This is a genomic window from Desulfosporosinus acidiphilus SJ4 (assembly GCF_000255115.2).
GTDB lineage: Bacteria > Bacillota > Desulfitobacteriia > Desulfitobacteriales > Desulfitobacteriaceae > Desulfosporosinus > Desulfosporosinus acidiphilus.
Genome location: NC_018068.1, coordinates 1577466 through 1596377 on the forward strand (window position 1 = coordinate 1577466; position 18912 = coordinate 1596377).

Annotated in this window: 17 protein-coding genes, 1 pseudogene and 1 riboswitch; of the genes and pseudogenes, 13 read left to right on the forward strand and 5 right to left on the reverse strand. The window is 41.0% G+C overall.

From position 1 onward, the window contains the following. Nucleotides 1–15: 15 nt before the first annotated feature. From DESACI_RS07255 to DESACI_RS24480, 5 genes are all read left to right on the forward strand, one after another. The gene (locus DESACI_RS07255; protein ID WP_083845561.1) at nucleotides 16–618 is read left to right on the forward strand and encodes an MFS transporter; all 603 of its coding nucleotides are present in this window, start codon (nucleotides 16–18) and stop codon (nucleotides 616–618) included. Nucleotides 619–813: 195 nt separating this feature from the next. Continuing rightward, entirely contained in the window at nucleotides 814–2430 is a 1617-nt protein-coding gene (locus tag DESACI_RS07260; protein WP_014826537.1) for a mannitol dehydrogenase family protein, read from the forward strand. Between the two features lie 148 nt (nucleotides 2431–2578). Next, nucleotides 2579–2797 (forward strand): PfkB family carbohydrate kinase, encoded by a 219-nt coding sequence (locus DESACI_RS07265; protein ID WP_014826538.1) that lies wholly within the window; start codon nucleotides 2579–2581, stop codon nucleotides 2795–2797. Nucleotides 2798–3121: 324 nt separating this feature from the next. Then, nucleotides 3122–3247 carry a hypothetical protein gene (locus DESACI_RS25415; RefSeq protein WP_282434157.1) on the forward strand — a complete coding sequence of 42 codons (126 nt, stop codon included), beginning with the start codon at nucleotides 3122–3124 and terminating at the stop codon, nucleotides 3245–3247. Between the two features lie 396 nt (nucleotides 3248–3643). After that, nucleotides 3644–3811: a hypothetical protein gene (locus tag DESACI_RS24480; RefSeq protein WP_158310157.1), complete on the forward strand. Its 168-nt coding sequence runs from the start codon at nucleotides 3644–3646 to the stop codon at nucleotides 3809–3811. Between the two features lie 39 nt (nucleotides 3812–3850). Here the strand turns inward: DESACI_RS24480 and DESACI_RS07270 are convergent, their stop codons facing one another. Continuing rightward, complete coding sequence (locus tag DESACI_RS07270) at nucleotides 3851–4357, reverse strand: DUF3916 domain-containing protein (protein WP_014826539.1); 507 nt, start codon at nucleotides 4355–4357, stop codon at nucleotides 3851–3853. Between the two features lie 173 nt (nucleotides 4358–4530). On the opposite strand from DESACI_RS07270, the gene DESACI_RS07275 reads away from it, so the two are divergent. The 6 genes from DESACI_RS07275 (at nucleotide 4531) to DESACI_RS07305 (ending at nucleotide 10936) form a co-directional block, all read left to right on the forward strand. Next, a complete protein-coding gene (locus DESACI_RS07275) occupies nucleotides 4531–4905 on the forward strand; it encodes a hypothetical protein (RefSeq protein ID WP_014826540.1) in 375 nt (124 codons plus the stop codon). Nucleotides 4906–5575: 670 nt separating this feature from the next. Beyond that, nucleotides 5576–7486: an APC family permease gene (locus DESACI_RS07285; protein WP_014826542.1), complete on the forward strand. Its 1911-nt coding sequence runs from the start codon at nucleotides 5576–5578 to the stop codon at nucleotides 7484–7486. A gap of 468 nt (nucleotides 7487–7954) precedes the next feature. Further along, nucleotides 7955–8141, forward strand: a riboswitch (cobalamin riboswitch). A gap of 135 nt (nucleotides 8142–8276) precedes the next feature. Then, nucleotides 8277–8975: an energy-coupling factor ABC transporter permease gene (locus DESACI_RS07290; RefSeq protein ID WP_014826543.1), complete on the forward strand. Its 699-nt coding sequence runs from the start codon at nucleotides 8277–8279 to the stop codon at nucleotides 8973–8975. Further along, a complete protein-coding gene (locus tag DESACI_RS07295; protein WP_014826544.1) occupies nucleotides 8959–9306 on the forward strand; it encodes a hypothetical protein in 348 nt (115 codons plus the stop codon). Before DESACI_RS07290 ends, DESACI_RS07295 begins: the two co-directional genes overlap by 17 nt. Before the next feature lie 2 nt (nucleotides 9307–9308). Next, a complete protein-coding gene (gene cbiQ, locus DESACI_RS07300) occupies nucleotides 9309–10088 on the forward strand; it encodes a cobalt ECF transporter T component CbiQ (RefSeq protein ID WP_014826545.1) in 780 nt (259 codons plus the stop codon). Between the two features lie 17 nt (nucleotides 10089–10105). Then, the gene (locus DESACI_RS07305; RefSeq protein WP_014826546.1) at nucleotides 10106–10936 is read left to right on the forward strand and encodes an energy-coupling factor ABC transporter ATP-binding protein; all 831 of its coding nucleotides are present in this window, start codon (nucleotides 10106–10108) and stop codon (nucleotides 10934–10936) included. Nucleotides 10937–11054: 118 nt separating this feature from the next. Here the strand turns inward: DESACI_RS07305 and DESACI_RS07310 are convergent. Next, nucleotides 11055–11702, reverse strand: a pseudogene (locus tag DESACI_RS07310) (Nramp family divalent metal transporter); the annotation flags it as partial. Nucleotides 11703–11762: 60 nt separating this feature from the next. After that, nucleotides 11763–14216, reverse strand: coding sequence for a cell wall-binding repeat-containing protein (locus DESACI_RS07315; protein WP_014826547.1), 2454 nt, complete (start codon nucleotides 14214–14216; stop codon nucleotides 11763–11765). A gap of 326 nt (nucleotides 14217–14542) precedes the next feature. Between DESACI_RS07315 and DESACI_RS07320 the strand changes: the two genes are divergently transcribed. Continuing rightward, nucleotides 14543–14815: a hypothetical protein gene (locus tag DESACI_RS07320; protein WP_014826548.1), complete on the forward strand. Its 273-nt coding sequence runs from the start codon at nucleotides 14543–14545 to the stop codon at nucleotides 14813–14815. 13 nt (nucleotides 14816–14828) lie between these two features. On the opposite strand, the gene DESACI_RS07325 is transcribed toward DESACI_RS07320, so the two are convergent. After that, a complete protein-coding gene (locus DESACI_RS07325) occupies nucleotides 14829–15017 on the reverse strand; it encodes a hypothetical protein (RefSeq protein ID WP_014826549.1) in 189 nt (62 codons plus the stop codon). A 283-nt stretch (nucleotides 15018–15300) separates the two neighbouring features. Continuing rightward, nucleotides 15301–16398 (reverse strand): cell wall-binding repeat-containing protein, encoded by a 1098-nt coding sequence (locus DESACI_RS07330; RefSeq protein WP_014826550.1) that lies wholly within the window; start codon nucleotides 16396–16398, stop codon nucleotides 15301–15303. Between the two features lie 1151 nt (nucleotides 16399–17549). Between DESACI_RS07330 and DESACI_RS07335 the strand changes: the two genes are divergently transcribed. Then, on the forward strand, nucleotides 17550–18869 hold the full coding sequence (locus DESACI_RS07335) for an FtsW/RodA/SpoVE family cell cycle protein (protein WP_014826551.1): 1320 nt from the start codon (nucleotides 17550–17552) through the stop codon (nucleotides 18867–18869). Nucleotides 18870–18912 lie beyond the last annotated feature (43 nt).

An 18912-nucleotide genomic window follows, 5' to 3' on the forward strand; every position in this document is an offset into this window, starting at 1 on the left:
GGAGGGATATGATAGATGTTTAAGAAATATCGCTGGACCATCGTCACGATGTTATTTTTGTCTAATGCTATCAATTATGTCGATAGATCGGCAATGTCCGTTGCCCTGCCTATTCTGTCCAAGAAATTCGCCTTGACGCCGTTTGCTTCGGGTCTAATCTTAAGCAGCTTTTTTGTCGGATATGCAATTTTTAATTTTGTGGGCGGCTTTTTATCAGATGTGGTTGGCCCAAGGAAAGTCATGGGTTACGCCATGGCAGTATGGTCTATCTTTTGTGCGCTGACAGCAGGGGCATTCAATTTTATTTCGCTCTTTTTTATTCGTATTTTCTTCGGCTTCGGTGAAAGGCCGCTTACCTCTACGACCAACAAAACAATGAATAACTGGATTCCGCTTAAGGAGAGGGCCACAGCTGTCGGCATATGTAATGGAGGGGCCCCTATTGGGGGAGCTCTATCGGCACCCATCGTTGCTTTTATCTCCTTGAAGTGGGGATGGCAAGCGGATTTCTTGGTTCTTGGCGTCTTAGGAATGATATGGACGTTATGGTGGTTTAACGATCATGAAGATGGTATATTAGAACAAATGAAGACCCTGGCCAATGTGGGACTGTTTTAAAGATTTTTTGGACATTGAGATAATGTGAGCGAATGGATTGAAGCCGGAGCGATGGCAGTGGGTATCGGAGGGAATTTGACCGGGGGAGCTGGAAAAGGCGATATGAGTCCATAACTGTTATAGCTAAACAGTTTGTAGAAAAGATCAAAACAGCACGGGCTCATTTGAGTCGAGGTAATAGGGAGGACAAAATCGATGCTCAACTTAAGCAGAGAAAGCATAAAGAACGACAAGCCATGGAAAGAATCAGGTATTGAATTACCAGGCTTTCAATATGAAGATATGGTTAGGGCAACGAGAGATAATCCAGCCTGGGTTCATTTTGGGGCGGGAAATATATTCCGTGGATTTATCGCTGTACTTCAGCAAACACTTCTTAATACGGGAATGGCAGATACCGGGATTGCAGCCGTTGAGGCGTATGATTGGGAGATTATTGATCAAATTTACGAACCCTTTGACAATCTAAGTCTATTATCTACGATGAATATTGACGGGACCTTGGAGAATAAAGTGGTCGGCAGCATTAGTGAAGGGCTGGTGGGAGACCCGGCACGTCCTAAGGATTGGGCAAGACTGATAGAGATCTTCAAGAAACCTTCTCTGCAAATGGTCAGTTTTACAATTACCGAAAAAGGTTATAGCTTAAAGGAGATGTCCGGGAAATACTATTCCGACGTCGAGACGGATATGCAGCGTGGGCCGGCGCAGCCCCGTCACCTTATGTCTAAAATTACCTCTCTGGCTTATGCCCGTTTTAAAAACGCTGAGCTTCCTCTAGCCTTTGTGAGTATGGACAACTGTTCTCACAATGGGGAAAAACTTAAAAGCGCTGTGGTAACGATTGCTCAAAAATGGGCAGAGAATAGTCTGGTGGAAAAGGACTTCCTGTCCTATTTAAATGATCCGGCTAAAGTAACGTTTCCTTGGACGATGATTGATAAGATTACTCCAAGGCCTTCAGAAGCGGTGCAAAATGCTTTGACATCTTTGGGGTTTACCGGTACCAAAATCCTCTGTACTAAGAAAAATACCTTTATCGCTCCTTTTGTCAACGCCGAAGGGCCACAGTACTTGGTGATTGAAGATGATTTTCCCAACGGTCGCATGCCTCTTGAACGCGCAGGGGTGTTCTTTGCGGACAGACAGACGGTGGATAAGGTCGAAAAAATGAAGGTCTGCACCTGCTTAAATCCTCTGCATACGGCTCTGGCGGTATTTGGCTGTCTCTTAGGATATACTCTCATTGCCGACGAGATGAAGGACAAGAGTCTTCGCCGTTTGGTTGAAAAGATTGGGTATCAAGAAGGACTGCCTGTAGTCGTGGACCCGGGTATCATAAATCCGGAGGAATTTCTTCGTGAGGTCTTAGAACAACGGTTGACAAACCCTTATATTCCTGATGCTCCCCAAAGAATTGCGACGGATACCTCACAGAAAGTGGGTATAAGGTTCGGAGAGACAATTAAAGCTTACCAAAAGCATGAGGATCTGGAGCCTACTGATCTCACCTATATCCCTTTAGTGATTGCCGGATGGTGCCGCTACTTGTTGGGAGTGGATGATGCGGGAAAGGAAATGAGATTGAGCCCCGATCCTCTGTTGGAACCGCTGCGTTCTTTTCTGGACGGTATAAAACTTGGGGATTCTGATTCTGTAGGTGGTAAATTGCAGCCAATATTGTCTAATAAAGATTTATTTGGTCTGAATTTATATGATGTGGGACTGGGAGAAAAAATCGAAGGCTATTTTCAAGAGATGGTTTCAGGTGTTGATTCTGTAAGATTAACCTTAGAGAGATACTTGGTTTAACTGTCTATAGAACTATAAGGTTTTGATCCAATCGTGAGACTCCCGCTTCTCTAAGTGGGGAGGGAGTGGGCCCCGATGTTCAGCTTTAGCTGAAGGAGTTCACTGTTTAAACTTAGAAAAGCCAGATATTGAGGTGGCGAAAATAGCAATGGATGTTGTTAGCTTCGGCGAATCCATGGTTGTATTTAGTCCGGAAGTTTCTGGGCCTTTACGCCATGTCAATCGCTTCAGCAAATCTTTAGGCGGGGCCGAGTCAAATGTTATGATCGCTCTTGCCAGGCTTGGCCGTGCCGTCGGTTGGTTTTCTAAAGTAGGCGACGATGAATTTGGAAAGTTCATAGGCGAAAAACGGAGGCTTGAAAGATAATGCAACGGTCAAGTCTATAAAATCGTTATACACAATAGGATACAAAATGAAGAAGTATGAAGTATTCTGAACAAAAATAATTTACCAAGAACTTGCCGGGGTTTTGCCTCGGCTTTGTCTATCAGTTTATGGGAGCCTAACAGTCGTGTATTGGTTTAATTTAAGCTGGATATCCTAATTCTATTTGTTTTCAACCTAAACTAAAAATTTATTTTGCTTTAACAGTTTGTTCACATTTGCCTGATATACTTGTACTAAGGATAAACCTTATAAAATAATCTAGTTAGGTGAACAAGCAGAATTGGAGGGGGCAATGAGAACAGTATGACAGCACAGGAAAAAAAGATAGTTGACACCATTTTAACTGATGTTGGACTGGAATCTTTAAAACTAGCAGACCGTTGCGATGATCATAAAACCAAACCGACAATATCTAAAACAACCCATTAGGAAGCGAATACTATGTAAGTATTCGCTTCTTGTTTTTTGGGGTTTTGATTATAATTGCTTGCTATTAACAGCTTTTTGCAGTCTATGAGGGATCTTTAATAGGGTGCTCTTGGACTTGATTGGCTCGGATCTTGGGTGACAGTTTGTCACCTAGTTCATTTTGGAAGGAATATTTTTACATGGTGTAGAATAACTGTTTAAAATGGATTCTAAGAAGGAATGAACAAAAGAATGGCAAATCTTAAAATGATTTATGACACGTTATGGGAAGACTCTATCAAAAGGTTTTAGGAGAACAACTTTGAGGTTGATAATTTCTTAACAAGTAAACAATACGACATAATAATCCGCTGAAAATACATTTTAAAAGGAATAACAGCCTCTCCCTCCTGTATAATGGTTCAAGGGTTTCCGGTGGCTGATCATCATCGATTTATTGAATGTCTCAACAATTATCGTGATTATGATTTTGGTCTTACTCATATTACTGATATTGAATTGGTTTATAATGATTGGTATATGTCGAACCAATTAGTGTCACGTATTAAAACGTTTAGCTTATAAGGGAAGGATAACTAAATCGTTTTGTTTAAGAAAAGACAGCTAGAGTTCTCCTATAAACCATATTTCTCCAGAATGACTATAATTTTCAGAGTTGATTGCTGCCTTGTAACCTTCAACTTTTAGATTTCTGGGAATTTCTAAACTCCAATTAGTTTTAAAGTCCCTGGATGATGGCAACAATACCCATCCTTGTTCGAAGTAATTTGTCTCAAAAAAAGATTCGAAATACTCTTGGCTATTGAATATAATTATCTGAGAATCCCATAACTTAGGAAGGCTGATTGCAGCAACAATTCGGCTGAAAGTACCATTATCCTCTCGAATATTAATGAGATATACTATTCGTTCTATAAGTTTTTGAATATATAATCGTCGGACGGAGCCTGGAGTTGCCGTTGAGTCGATAAAATTTTCCGCTACCGGTAAATGTAAATGCCAATACCCCCTGCTGTTTTTCTGAGGAATATTAAAAGTATAGTTTTCAATCTTCCTGATCATTGCTTTACATTTTCTTTTCAGCCCACGAACTTTCTTCCTTGAACGCATCCTGCCTGTCCTCATTTCACAAGACTTAACATTTTATAAAGTCTCAATAGTTTTCTCCTAGAAGCCTCAAATCTCCTTCTGAGCCAGAGAAGGAAAGTAAGACAAAAATATTAATTTGTAAAGATTATTAAGGTTCGGAGTGTAGAATAAATGTCTTATAAGGAGGGGTATCGATGAAGAATAAAGTCTTTAAAGCCTTACTGTATATGGTTAGTTCTATATTTCTTTCATCTGTATTGGCATTAATCATTGGCAAACTTTACGGTTTTGGTTTTTTTGAAAATCTATTTTGGATTGGAATTGTAATAGTTGCAGTAGGCGGCATGTCAAGCATAACTGGTCAAGCCTCGGGCAGCCGTATTCTTGGCGGAAACGAAAGCCAATATCAATCTTTTGCTAATATCGAAAGCTTACAAGTAGAACGGAAGCTAACCAATTATTATGCCAATTTTAAAAAACATGCAGTATTTGACCCAAGGATTAGTGGATTTGGGGTGATTTTATCTGGACTTATTCTGATAATAATTGGGTATCATTTTAGCTTATAAGAACAGAACTGCACGGAGTTAGCAAATTAATTGATTTTATCTATATAAGTCCTCCGACTGTGGACAATGGACGAATGCATGCATAGAATGTACTGGGCGAAATTACCATTATGATTAATAGGATTGGGTAAAGAATAAAAAGGAGGATTATAGTCATGGCTTTTGGAGCTGCAGGCGGAGAATGTGGCGGCGGTTTCGGCTGGGGGGCCGGTATAGGAATCGTTGTTGTTATTATCTTATTGTTAATCGCTATGGGGATTGTCTTTTAGATTATCTTTCACAAATAGAAACTTTGGAGGGGACGCCGTATGGCGTCTTCGCTGCATTAAAAATTGATGTAGGGGTCTTTAATAGAGGTAAAATTGTAGAATATTAAATTTATTGTTAACGATGTTTTTATGGTTTCCTTATGCTTTAACTGATATTCTTAACACTTTATTTATTCTAGTTTAAGCTATAATAAGGCATTGGTAATCTAAAACTAGTTGTCAAAATTTGTTCTATGTATTACCATAGAGTCGCTATTTCATTGAAAGTTGAGGGAGAGTATGATGTCAGGTATTTATGCGCAAAGTATAAGAGTAAAGAGTAACGTATCAAAGAGTAAAGAAATTTATTTCTAAGTAACATAATCCATAGGATTGAATCTTCAAAAGAAGGGTGTGTTAGTATGGCTTCGGCCAATGGTAAATTAATGTGGTTAAAATTAAGGACATTAATTTTTGGTTACCCTCTCGAAACCCAAAGTGCGGAACACCAAAAAGTGGGTGTCTTTGGAGGAATCCCTATATTTGGTTCGGACGTTATATCGTCACAGGGATATGCTCCTGATGCAATTCTCTACGTACTCATCTTAGCCGGTACAGCGGGGTATAATGCTTCGATGAAGGTTACCATTGCTATTGTACTGTTGTTCATGAGTATCTTAATGCTCTATCGACGTACCATTCAAAAGTACGCTCAAGGCGGAGGATCTTATACTGTTGCTAACGCTTATCTGGGAGAGAAAATGGGATTACTGGCCGGGGCCAGTCTAAGCGTTGATTATATTCTTACTGTGGCCGTTAGTGTTAGTTCATCAGTTGAGAATTTGACTGGAGTTTTTAGCTGGTTTGGGGTAACCTCGCACAAAGTACTTGCAGATTGTCTGATCATATTGTTTATGACTGTGGTCAACTTGCGCGGCCTGAAAGAGTCTGCCCGTTTATTTGCCTTACCGGTCTATACGTATATACTTAGCATTTTCGCACTTGTTGGATATGGCTTATTTAAGGTCTTTGTGTTTGGGGTAACTCCCATGCATACTCAGGCAATTATTGCTGCAAATACCCAAACTTTAACCCTGTTTGTCTTTTTGAAGGCTATGGCGGCGGGTACTACTGCCCTAACAGGCACGGAAGCAGTAAGCAATGGTGTAACGGCTTTTAAAGCGCCATCTCAGAAAAGAGCTATTCATACTTTATTCGTACTTGGATTCATCGTAGCCGCCGGGCTTGTTGGCTTAGTATTCCTAGCAAGTAAATACCATCTTATACCAAGCACTGATAATACAATTATTAATCAATTGGGTTTGTTAATTTTCGGCAAAACGATTATGTACTATATTCTCATGGCAGGGATCGCAATTATTCTTGTTATTGCCGCGAATACACCGTTTGTAGGTTTACCGATTCTTTTAAGTCTGATGGCTCGTGATGGATATGCCCCTCGCTATTTCAAAAATCTTGGTGACAGGCTGGTTTACAGTGCCGGAATTTGGACATTGAGCATTATAAGTCTCATCTTAATTATTGTGTTTCGCGGAGATACCCATAGCATGTTGCCCTTATATGCTATTGGAGTATTTATAAGTTTTTCTTTGACTGGTTTCGGCCTGGCCAAACATTGCCTTGAAACAAAACCTAAAACATTCTATTCGGATTTAATAATATTCTTGTTTGGCGGGATCGTATCGTTTTTAATGTTTATGATATTTTTAATTACAAAATTTACCGAAGGAGCCTGGCTGGTAGCTATTATTATTCCTTTACTGATGCTATTCTTTAACATGGTGTCAAATGTTTATAAGAGAGAAATTAAGCTTATTAAGCCTACTATGGAAGATATCGAAACTTTTAATCAAGAAATCACTAGGGTTAGGAATCGACGTTCTAGCGTTGAGCTTTCCGAATATCGAAGTAAAATAGTAGTCCCCGTTTTTGACTTGAATAGAATCGTCCTTAAGGCCCTGCAATATGGATATGAACTGAGTCCTCAAGTATCGGCCATTCACATTGCATCGGACAAAGAACGGGCGGAAAAACTGCGAAGACATTGGGAGAAAAGCAATATTCAAATCGAGTTAGTTATTGTGGAATCACCCTATAGGGCTACAGTCCAGGATTTATTACACTATGTTGATGAGCTTGAAAAAGATCCTCAATTTTCCACTGTTACCCTTGTGATTCCAGAATTTGTCCCGCCAAAAATATGGCAGAACTTCTTGCATAATCAAACCGGACAATTAATGAAACTACTGCTTCTCCTGCATAAAAATATTCTGGTTACAAGCGTACCATATCATCCGCCCCTCAATGAATAATTGAATATAAGACAGTGGATTCATAAATTAAAGTGGAGCCAGTTAATCATTGGCTCCACTTTAATTTATTGCCGTTATCTCAATTACATCTTGGTAGTTACAGATTTTTTTACACATCGGGCACACAAGGTTCTTAGATTTCTTAGGCTTGTTCCTGAAATTGAACGATACCGTGATTGTTCTTTTTTTGCATGATATTGTTGCCCATTGATTCGATTTACTAAGCTGTCCACAATTTGGACATAAAAAATTCGGTATCTCTAGATTATCCCCCAAAACCATTACCTTCCTTCAAGCGCATTAACCCCCAGTATTCTACTTTTAGACAGCCTACTATCTAGAGTATTCAGCTTGATTATTCCGTGTTACTTATGACATTAAAGTTAATTCATGAAGAAAAATGCCGTCGTTTAAAATTCTTAGAGGTCAACTAGGCAAAGGAATAGGTTTTATGTTACAATATAAAAAACTGAATAATACGGAATAAGTGATGCTTTCTTGAGGGAAAGCATTGAAAAGGGAAGTCAGTTAAAAGCTGACGCGGTGCCCGCCACTGTAAAAGGGAGTTAACTCACATGTGTCACTGGATTTGCTGGGAAGACGTGAGTTAATGTGGATCTTGAGCCAGGAGACCTGCTTCTTCCGCATAAAGCTACCTACGGGAAGTTAGGGAGGTGTATGACTGTGTTCTCGATTTTGCTGAATACTGGTTGAACATAAATCCTTCGGTAGTTGAAGGATTTTTTTATTTTGTTAATAATTTTGAATTCTATACATTGGAGGTTTTGGGATGCATATTGAAGATGGTATTCTCTCTCCCCTGGCCTGGGGTTCATGGTACGCCGTCACTACCGGATTTATTATCCCGGGAATAAAAGAAATTAATAAGAAGGCCAAAGAAAATTTAGCCTATAAGCCCTTTTTAGCTATGACTGGTGTGGCAGTCTTTGTGATTTCGGCAATGCACCTCCCAGTGCCGGTGACAGGTTCTTGTTCCCATCCATGCGGTACGCCTCTGGCGGCAATTATTGTGGGTCCCCTGGCAACCGCAGTAATTTCCGCAATCGTTCTCTTTTTTCAGGCTATTTTTTTGGGTCATGGTGGTATCACGACCATTGGTGCTAACACATTTTCAATGGGAATTGTCGGAGGTATTTCCGGCTACATAACTTGGAAACTTTTGCGTTCTTTACGAAGTCCTCTCTGGCTGGCTGCAGGGGCAGCAGGGTTTGTCGGTGACATATTGACTTACTTAACAAGTTCGTTTGAACTTGCCCTGAGTCTACATGGTAATGTACCGTTGCTTAAACAGTGGATGATCTTTTTTATGGGTTATGGTCCCACTCAATTGCCTTTGGCTATAGCTGAGGCTGTTTTTACAGCAGCAGTTCTTCAAGTGATGGTTAATCGCCGGCCTGATTTGCTGCCTGGGATTAAACTTCTTCCTAAAACAAGCCGGGAGGTGAAACCAAATGGCAGTTACCAGTAAGGGACAGACATCAAACCAAGAAATTAAATGGTTCGATTCCTATACTAAAGTCATGTTGTCCATAATGTTTGTTCTCTTGCTTTTTATTTTTGGAGCCGGCAAATACATGGCAAGCCATAACATGGATGCGGCCGGAACCGATGAGATAGAAAACAATCTTGCCACAAAGGTAACTCAAGGGGAACATCATCCTTTTGCAGAATTGCCTGGAGATGCTCAGATTGGAGCTTTCTCCGTTGCCAATTTTTTTGCGGGCTTAATTGTCGGTCACCATTGGGAAAAGCTATTTGGCAAACCAATTAATGACGAAGAAACCCAAGAGGTGGAATAACTATGGAATTAGCAGTTATAGATAAAATCGCTGCTGCCGATAGCCCTATGCATCGTTGGGATGGCCGCGTCAAAACAATCTTATTCTTAAGTGCTGTCATTGTCTCGACGACTCTTAATCATTGGTATCTGTTGGCCGGTCTTTGGCTTATCGCTTTAGCATCGTTTAGAACTCTGAATCTGCCCTGGCGTCATTTGTTCATCCGTCTCTCTATTCCATTTGGAATCGCTTGGCTCGTGTTTCTCAGTCTGATGTTCACCAATGGCAGACATGATTTATTTGCTGTTACTTTAGGTCCCATCAGACTGACTGCCTATCAGGAAGGGCTGGAACTAGGTTTTCTCGTTGTCTTGCGGATTATGGCCGCAGTGACAATTGGGAGTATTCTCTCCTTTAGTACTCCTATGATTGAGATCTTAGAAACGCTGCGTCTTTGTAAAGTTCCCAATGTGATGATAGATCTCGCGGCAATGATGTATCGCTATGTCTTTATCTTGACAGAAACCAGTCATAACATGAGAAGAGCACAACTAAGCAGGATGGGTGACAGTAGTTCATGGCTGCATCAGGCACGGGATATTGGTAAAGTGGCAGGGTATATTTTAACAAATTCCTTAGATCGCAGTATTCGAATTTATAAAGCAATGCTTTCCAGAGGGTACAACGAAGACAGCACAAGTGCCTCCTTTTTTACTACCCCCATTTCTGCGGCAGATAGGCAGACTGGAGTGTTGGGGGGCTCCTTATTAGCAGCCTTAGTAGTTTTTAACATAATTATTTAGTTAAGAAAGGAAGACACATGGAACTAATCAAGGCTTCGGGTGTGAGTTATACTTACAATGATGGAAACCAAGCACTTAATAACATTAATCTTAAAGTAATGAAGGGGGAAAGAATCGCCATCCTTGGACCGAATGGTGCCGGTAAGTCCACGCTTTTTCAACTTTTTAACGGACTCCTCTTATCCACTTCAGGCACTGTGACCATTAAAGATTTGCCGGTGCAAAAAGAGAATTTCCCGGAAATCCGGCGCACTATCGGTATGGTTTTCCAAGACCCTGATGATCAACTTTTTAATTCTTCGGTTCGTCAAGAAATAGCCTACGGCCTTATGAATATGCACGTTTCCGGGCAAGCCTTGGAAAATGCTATTGCTTGGGCGTTGGAAGTTGTCGGCATGCAAGGGTATGAGAATAAAAGTCCGCATAATTTAAGCGGCGGCGAGAAAAAGCGCATTGCCTTAGCAAGTGTATTAGCTATGAAACCGGAAGTTTTGGTATTGGATGAGCCGACCGCTGCCCTGGATCCACGCGGTGTAAGCAAGCTCATAGGGTTACTTAATGCAATAAATAAAGATTTGGGGATAACACTAATTTTTGCGACTCATGACGTTGACATTGTCCCCTTGCTTGCTGATCGTGTCTATCTGTTAAGCAAAGGGGAGATTATCTTGGAAGGCACTACCGCAGAGGTTTTTAATCATAAGGAGATTATTCGGGGAATTGACCTGAGATTGCCCAGGGTCGCCCATCTGGCAGAGCTTCTCGCCCGAGATGGAAAATTGAGTATTTCTGATCTTCCTTTAACTATTGGTCAGGCCAAGAGCCTTTTAGGTAATCTCTGCAGGTGAGTTAAAGTTTGCTCAACCAGGAAGTAACTAGTTATTAAAAGCCGGGGCATTTAATATGCATCCCGGCTGTATTTATACTATCTGAACCATATGCTGCTGAGACTCGCTAATGATCTTTCTAAAGGCTTCCGCTAAATGTCAGGTAAAGCAGAACTGCATTTAAACCAACGATTAAAGCCGTAATAAGCCAGCCTAATATCTTGGTCAGAGGTTTATTAACGAAAATGCCCATCAAGTCTTTACGATTAGTAATTAGCAGCATTGGGACAATTGCAAAAGGCAGAGCGAAGCTCAAAACAACCTGACTCATAACAAGAGCATACATGGGGTTAACCCCTAAGGCAATGATTAGCAGGGCCGGAGTCATGGTGATTATTCTCCGGATGTTGACAGGAATACTCAGGCCGACAAAACCTTTCATTATGGTTTGACCGGCTAATGTGCCAACCGCAGAGGAGGATAGCCCTGATGCTAACAAGGCGATCCCAAATGCCCCGCTGGAAAGAGAACCCAGAAGGGGGGCTAATGATTTATGGGCCTCTTCGATTGTATTTACCACCATGCCATTTCTGAAAAAAACCGAAGCCGCGACAATAACCATAGCGGCATTGACGAGAAAAGCAATATTCATGGCGATGGCAATGTCGATTCTCTCCATGCGTAAATGTTTCCGTTTCTGCTCATCTGTCTGGCCTTTGTTGTTTCTGGCTTGAACCAACTGTGAATGAAGATAGATTACATGAGGCATTACCGCAACACCTATAATATCCAATGTCTCATCGAGACACACGTAACCAATATTATTGTCTCATTTTAAAACTTAAAATTAGCCCGGTAAAAAGCTGGCCACGTCATAATCCGGTGTGCCCTCGAATTGCCAGATTTGAGCTTGTTCGCTCGTTTGAGGGAATTCTACCCAATACTGATTAGATGTAGTCAGAATGCTTTGATCGGGTGTGCCCCCCGGATAATCTGCCACCCAATAATTTCCGGGCGTGAGCGGTACAAAATTTGTTCCCATGGTTTGAGTATTCCATTCGTGGGGGCTGGAATAGGTGCCTGGTTTTACCGTACTGTTTTGCTTTAGCCAATTGACAAAGGCCGTATAGATTGCTTGATTATTGGTATAGTCTTGAGCATCCAAACCGCCGCCGATGGCTTCAACATCCGCAAAGAGAACAAGTTTCACTTTTGAGCCGTAATACTGACTCATATCATTAAATGCCTTGTCTGCCGCTTGTGCTTGTTGTTGTCCCCAGGCTGTTGCCGAAGCTCCCGCCGGGGCCATACTCATGCCCGATATTAACCAATAACCGTAGATTTGCGTGGCATTTGAAGCACCTGTACTGTTAAAATACTTCCCGCCTGCATCATCGCCGCCTGCTTCAAAATGCTGATGTGTTCCATAACCTAATTGTCCAATATAAAAGTCATTTCCATATTGGTTGGAACTCGCGCCGGAATCTTCGCCGTTGTAGACGACTGCGACGCCGGTATTGAGGCCGGTGATTGAAGACAATGATGGTACTGCAATGTTTGTGGGCGAATTATTGACCAATGTCTGTACAGTGATGCTTGTTTTGGAGTTGTTGGTCAAGGATTGTACCCTTGTATTACTGCCAAGTTGTATAGCGGACGGGCTGGTTACTGTTACATTGGTGAATGGACCTTGCAGCGTAACGGTTTGACTTGAATTTTCTGCAGCCACAACGACATTGGCAACGCTTGCATTAGGGGCCACTACAACGGAAGCTGAATCATTAACAGTGATGGGCGGCTGCGTAAACGTTCCTGTGAATTCTACAGAAGGAGTTGGGTCTAATTGCGAGGCATTGGAGATGGTTATTTGACCAAAGGATCCCCCGCCTGTAGTATCAACATTGGCTGACGAGGTAAATATTGTCTGGGATATGTTTGTTGTCCCGCTTGATATCAGGTAGACACTGGCGCCGCTTGCATCAATCAGTGAATTAGACGTCACATCCTGAAGATCAATGCTGTTGGAAGCTCCGGAGAGGATAACAATATTGGCCGCCGTTACATTTTCCAGATTGACCGTCCCTATTGAATCAACATCGACAAATATTGTTCCTTTCGTCTCTACATTGTTTAACGTGTCATTATTACCTTGAATATAGATGCTATCGTTGGCAGCTGAGTTGTTTAAGATTACACTATTACCTGTTATTTTGAGTGCTGAATTAATTTGACTTCGATTCGTCGAGTCTGTCGCCCCTTGGGTCGTGCCATCTTGACTAATAACCTGCTGAGATGATAGCTGAGTGAGATCACTGGAAGGAACAACAACTTCCCCCCCCAAGGCGATCACATTAGGAGATAAATTGGCTTGGGCATAGGACACGCTTGCAGAGGGCAAGGTTTGTGATGTTAAGAGGATCGGTGATCCGCTTTTGGCTGCCAGTGGTGAAACAGCTAAAGCATCAACGAGTGTGTCTCCATTGGCCAAATAAGTATTTTTGTATTTCAAAATACCGGCAAAGGCCTGCAAAACCTGTATATTGGTATCATATTTATCTTGACCAGCTACTCGTTCAACCGTGCCGGATAGTTGGGATGCTGCTGTATTACTGATGACTCCGGTCCCGCCAATAATATAGGTTTTAGTGAGAACGGATTTTATACCATTTAAGTAGGCGCTCACATAGCCGGAGAGAGTCTTTCCGGGGGAGTATAGAATAGGAATATCTTGGGCTCCCGCAATTGATGATACCGATAGGGCATCTACGCCATTTCCGCCGACAACAATTGCCTTACTGATAGGTACCCCCAGTTTGGCCAGTTCATTCGCTACATTTACCGAGGTTTGTGAGGCATCAATCCCGCCAAGTACTTCCACATCTGTTACCGTTGGAATGGCCTTTACTTGGTCTATGACTTGTTGATGAATAACGCCGGCACCGCTTGTGATATAGACCTTTTTAACGCCGAGTCGAGTTAGTTCTTGCCGGGCAAAGTTATTTAAGGAGTCTCCTTCAGTTAGCAATATCGGTGCATTAAGCTTGGCCGCAAGCGGACTTACTGTCAAAGCGTCTATTAGATTTGCATCCATGCCGGCAGATAAGATTGCATAATTAGAAGTTCCTGCCCAGCCCACTTCGGCTACTTTGGCAGCTGTTTCATATCGATCATTGCCATAGATACGTGTCATACTCGGATCTATCTGATTACTTGCCGCCACCGTTTTAGCCGGCAGCAAGACACAAACCAATGTTAAAATCGTCACAATCCCACCAAGTAATTTTTGTTTAATTGCTTTCATTTCAAGTATATCTTTCCTTTCTTTATTTCCCACGATTTTTCTTGAGAACATTACTTTTTAAATCATTCAAAATTTGCAATAGTATATTTGTCCAATTATTCACTTGCATAAATCAAATTAATTGGGCAGAGTTATTAATTATTAAATATATGAATATGGCAAAAGCTAAGAGTATTATTTGTAGAGATTTTGGGATATGATTGGTTTAGATATGTCGAATGTTTTACTTTATGAATTGGAGCATACGGGTTACTTTAAAGGTGATTACTAGGACTTAGTTGATGAACCCATGAAAAGGTATAGAATGATTAATGGAGTGAGAAGGCATGAATGAACGGGTCGAGGAAATAAAACCAATTAGCCTTATTCGTCCGGTACGAAAGCTTAAACTTCGTAACCCAAAAAGGGGTAGACGTGAATTGACGTATCAGTCCAACCGATATCATCAAGCTAAAAAGAGGGGGAGTTTGTCAAGGCAAGTTATTAATAAAACGTTGAATCACAATCACCCAAAAATCAGCTCTAATGACTTTTTTGAAGAAATTACGGATATAAGGAAGCGGTTAGCCTTTGACAGAGCTATGATTATCGGTAATTAATGTAAACTTGGACTTATCGGATAAGATGAAAAGCTAAATTTAAGATGGGCAAACCAATAAGAAGAAGTATCGCAACAATAGCAAGAACGGAAGCTATTCTGAATAATTGTTTGAAGATAAAGATTACAACCATGCTCGTTAAAACCAGGACCAAAATTCCTCTAAACCCCTTAAGCCCCATGGACAAAGTTAGATGATGCATAAGACTCTCTCCTAACGGGTTTCTTCCCAAGAATAAAACTATAAACAAGTATATTGAATAGCCTTCAGCAATGTAGGTCATAGTTATTACGGGGAACCGATTTTATCTCAAAAAACGAGATCTTGTTAGAAAAAATTAAAAACAAGATTTAAACAGCCTTAGTTCATTGAACCAAGGCTGCTTTTTCATTTAGTAGAAAAGACGAGGTTTACAATTTTTGATCGGAAGGCTCTGATTCTGACCAAAAGTATGAATATCTTATCAGATCATCCTTACGTAAGGTTTAGTTGTTAAGTGGAAGCTGAATAGCACTGCTGGTCGTTGTTGTAGGAGGGGTAGGAGTGATAGAACTGTTTCCGATCCCAAGACGAGCATTAACACGATCGATTACCCAGTCAGGTAAGCCTATGTTTCCACCCAACACATTAACTTGCGGAGTAACTCCAGTCGTTCTGAGGGTAATAAGATAATCGCGAATTGCAGGTGGCAGCGCTTTGGCTTTAGGATCGACTAATAAGATGGGTGCATTGTTTTGTGCAGCTAAGGTACTGCCGGAAAGAGCATCGGCAAAATCGAAACCATTCGCTAAGTAGATCTGCGTTGGATTAGGGTAAAATTTATACAAAATCTGAGATAAGGTTTCGAAACGATCCTGTCCGCCAAACCTTTGAATTTGGGCGTTAGGTGCAGCACTTTGGAGTTCCGTTTGAATGGAATTGTGCAAAACAAACGTCCCGCCGACAATATAAATATCCGATGGTTGATCCGAGGTAACGAAATCCTTTACAGTTTGCGGCAGTTGGTTAGGTCCGCATAATAGAATTGGCCATCCTTTGCTAGCAGCAATTGAAGCAACACCTAAAGCATCAGGGAAATCATAACCGCTGGCAATGACGATCGGAGATCCAGTTGTAACATTGAGACTCTTGACAATAAGAGCATCGGTTGCAAAACGATCGGTTCCTCCCAAACGGGTTACGGTATAACCGGCATTTAGCAACCAGTCTTCAACTTTTCGAGGAACAACGGCAGTTCCCCCGACAATCGTAACAGCTCCACCAGATGTCATATGGTTCTTAATAAAGTTCAAGCTGGCCAGTGAGTCCTGCATGGTCGTGCCTACCAGGATAATGGGGGCTTGTTGCTTTGTCGCCAGTGTACTGGCCGCTAAAGCATCTGGAAAACTATAGGCAGAAGCAAGAATAACATTTTGCACTTGCTGTCCCTGAAATTCCTGACGAGCAATGGCTATGGATGTTTGGAATCGGTCTTGTCCGGCATAACGATTGTAAGTTGGAGCTGCTTGTACACTTCCAGCGAAAGAAAAGAGAAGCAGTGCACATGTTGTTATTACAGTTGCTAACTTTATGTTCTTTTTCATTTCTTTACCCTCCTGATTTTTATATGGTGACTTCGGTAAGTAAATTTTATTATTCTGTAGCGATCCCTCCTGTTTTCGTTTGTAAATGATTAGTGTATTTAAAAGAGTAAGTAGTATTAATAACATATATAGTCTATTAAACGAAGCTGAGAGTTTCCTGAGAATGCCATAGGACTTAAGTCATATTTTGAATTTCAGAATTATTACTAAAGAATAGACTAGACAGACTCCAGTATAAAAAATAAGTCTATTCTAAAGTTAACCCTTCGGTCCGAAACGATACTCTCTTTGGGGCTCGGAATTAAAAGCTGAGTTCCTGCCCTGTTGGATATTCTGTGTTGTTATCTAAGGCTATTGAGTTCCTTGCCACTGCATATCAAGAGATTAGAGAAGAATGATTGCTGTGAATTATAGAAGAAGCGATGATCACCATCGGAAGTCGCTAAAATTGGAATAAATTATAATATATAATCGATAGAAGTCATAACGTTGCTCTTTTTAAGAAGAAAGAGTCATTATTTATTATATCGTATCGAAAAATGAAGATATAGGTCGTAATATCTTATGACGGTTATATTTTTTTTTCATTGACAAGAGTCAAACTAACCGTCCGGAGAAAATCAGCAAACCGAAACAAGTGAACTGGAGAGTAGACAATCGGGCCAGCCTATCCAAAGCTTTCCCATCCCCCCAAAGCTTCTTTTTATTGATGCGTTCCAGTAACTCAAAGACAATCATGAGAAAGGCCATATAGAGGCCATATATAATGTAATGCCACTCTATTCCGTGCCAAATTCCCATTATAAGAAAAAGCAAAAAGTAAAAAGTAAAAAGTAAAAAGTAACCGATAGCGGAAGCGGTGTAGCGCCTGTTAAAACGTTTCTTTTTGGCACTGTCGAGAACAAGTCCATGGATTAGCTCGTCTTATTTCTATAGGTAAAATCCCTTTAACCGTGAATGATATGCCCCCCTTAATGTGAACTGCACTCCATTTGTTAGACAGAAAAGTATATTCTAAACTGTGGCGCAGTTATCAGTTGTTTGCAATTATTGGTAATATTTGCTAGACTAACTTCGTTAGGTATTAAATCCTATCATGAGTTTTAGCGTAATTTATTTAAGTTTGATAGCCATTATTTTGGAGTAAGCAGATGATTAAACGTCTAAGTATGCGCTTTTTAATTTGTGGGATAATGTGGGTTGGACTTTATACAGTTCAATGGGAGGGCCATAAGAACCAGCTCGTTTTGCCAGCTCTCATTCTTACGGGTATAGTCCTTCTTGGAAGTTTGCTGGAACAAGTCATAAACTATCAAGGGGATCCCTATATTCTTCCAGTTGTTCAGGCTATTTTAGCTATCGGAATTGTATTTGTAGTACGAATTAGCCCAGACTCTGCAGTACGCCAATTCTGGTGGGTGATTATTGGCCAAATAATATTCTATGTGGTTCTATTGATAATTCGAGACTATCGTCAGTTAGGTAAGTATCGTTATCTTTCAGGGCTACTGGCAGTTGGATTGCTGTTGGCGACACTCTTATTCGGTTTTTCAGCCGGTGGAGCAAAAAGCTGGTTGAGAATCGCTGGAATTGGAATTGAACCAGAGGAATTTGTAAAACTGGCCTTACTACTATTTCTTACAACGTATTTGGAAGACAATGAAGAACTGTTAAGGATAGGGACCGTCCAAATAGGGAAATATTCGTTGCCTGACTGGCGCACCATGGGGCCGTTTATGCTAATAGCTATATTTGTCTTAGGGATTTTAGCAGCTCAGAAGAGCTTAGGAGTAGCCTTGTTATTTTATTTGCTCTTCGTCCTTATGCTTTATGTTGTAACTGAGAGACCAATTTATCTAGCGATAGCTGTCCCAATTTTTTTACTTACAGGAACATTAGGTTATAAACTGTTTACTCATGTGCGTGTCAGAGTTTCTGTGTGGATGAACCCTTGGCAGGACCCATCAGGAATGGGGTATCAAATTGCCCAATCTCTGTTCGCAATCGGTGGCGGAGGAATCTTAGGAACAGGGTTAGGTAATGGTATCGGTGCAGGAAGTGTACCCGTGGCCAGTTCGGATTTCATTTTCTCAATTATTGCGGAAGAGTTGGGGTTCATCGGGGCCATGGCGGTGCTATTACTTTTTCTTTTTGTTGTTATGCGAGCCTTTACGGTAAGCCTGAGAGCAAAAGATCGGTTTGGGCAAATATTAGCGGCAGGTATTGCGATTCTTATAGGGACGGAAACGTTGATTATTTTAGCTGGGGTTACTAAACTACTTCCTTTGACCGGTATACCACTTCCTTGGGTTAGTTATGGTGGAAGCTCAATCATAGTTCATTTTATCTTGCTAGGCGTGTTACTAAATATTTCAAACGCCACAGCAGTAGGTAATGATAAGAACATAAATGTAGTAAGAGAGTTGGGAAAACAGACAAAATTAAAATCAGCTGCTAAAAATAACTATTGAGAGAACTAAGCCCCCAAATAAAACCATAATTGGAGAGGATTAT

Bases quoted from the DNA above. Each gene is read 5' to 3' on its own strand.
- DESACI_RS07255 (WP_083845561.1), top strand. From the start codon at position 16: ATGTTTAAGAAATATCGCTGGACCATCGTCACGATGTTATTTTTGTCT.
- DESACI_RS07260 (WP_014826537.1), top strand. From the start codon at position 814: ATGCTCAACTTAAGCAGAGAAAGCATAAAGAACGACAAGCCATGGAAA.
- DESACI_RS07265 (WP_014826538.1), top strand. From the start codon at position 2,579: ATGGATGTTGTTAGCTTCGGCGAATCCATGGTTGTATTTAGTCCGGAA.
- DESACI_RS25415 (WP_282434157.1), top strand. From the start codon at position 3,122: ATGACAGCACAGGAAAAAAAGATAGTTGACACCATTTTAACTGATGTT.
- DESACI_RS24480 (WP_158310157.1), top strand. From the start codon at position 3,644: ATGGTTCAAGGGTTTCCGGTGGCTGATCATCATCGATTTATTGAATGT.
- DESACI_RS07270 (WP_014826539.1), bottom strand. From the start codon at position 4,357: ATGCGTTCAAGGAAGAAAGTTCGTGGGCTGAAAAGAAAATGTAAAGCA.
- DESACI_RS07275 (WP_014826540.1), top strand. From the start codon at position 4,531: ATGAAGAATAAAGTCTTTAAAGCCTTACTGTATATGGTTAGTTCTATA.
- DESACI_RS07285 (WP_014826542.1), top strand. From the start codon at position 5,576: ATGGCTTCGGCCAATGGTAAATTAATGTGGTTAAAATTAAGGACATTA.
- DESACI_RS07290 (WP_014826543.1), top strand. From the start codon at position 8,277: ATGCATATTGAAGATGGTATTCTCTCTCCCCTGGCCTGGGGTTCATGG.
- DESACI_RS07295 (WP_014826544.1), top strand. From the start codon at position 8,959: ATGGCAGTTACCAGTAAGGGACAGACATCAAACCAAGAAATTAAATGG.
- cbiQ (WP_014826545.1), top strand. From the start codon at position 9,309: ATGGAATTAGCAGTTATAGATAAAATCGCTGCTGCCGATAGCCCTATG.
- DESACI_RS07305 (WP_014826546.1), top strand. From the start codon at position 10,106: ATGGAACTAATCAAGGCTTCGGGTGTGAGTTATACTTACAATGATGGA.
- DESACI_RS07315 (WP_014826547.1), bottom strand. From the start codon at position 14,216: ATGAAAGCAATTAAACAAAAATTACTTGGTGGGATTGTGACGATTTTA.
- DESACI_RS07320 (WP_014826548.1), top strand. From the start codon at position 14,543: ATGAATGAACGGGTCGAGGAAATAAAACCAATTAGCCTTATTCGTCCG.
- DESACI_RS07325 (WP_014826549.1), bottom strand. From the start codon at position 15,017: ATGCATCATCTAACTTTGTCCATGGGGCTTAAGGGGTTTAGAGGAATT.
- DESACI_RS07330 (WP_014826550.1), bottom strand. From the start codon at position 16,398: ATGAAAAAGAACATAAAGTTAGCAACTGTAATAACAACATGTGCACTG.
- DESACI_RS07335 (WP_014826551.1), top strand. From the start codon at position 17,550: ATGATTAAACGTCTAAGTATGCGCTTTTTAATTTGTGGGATAATGTGG.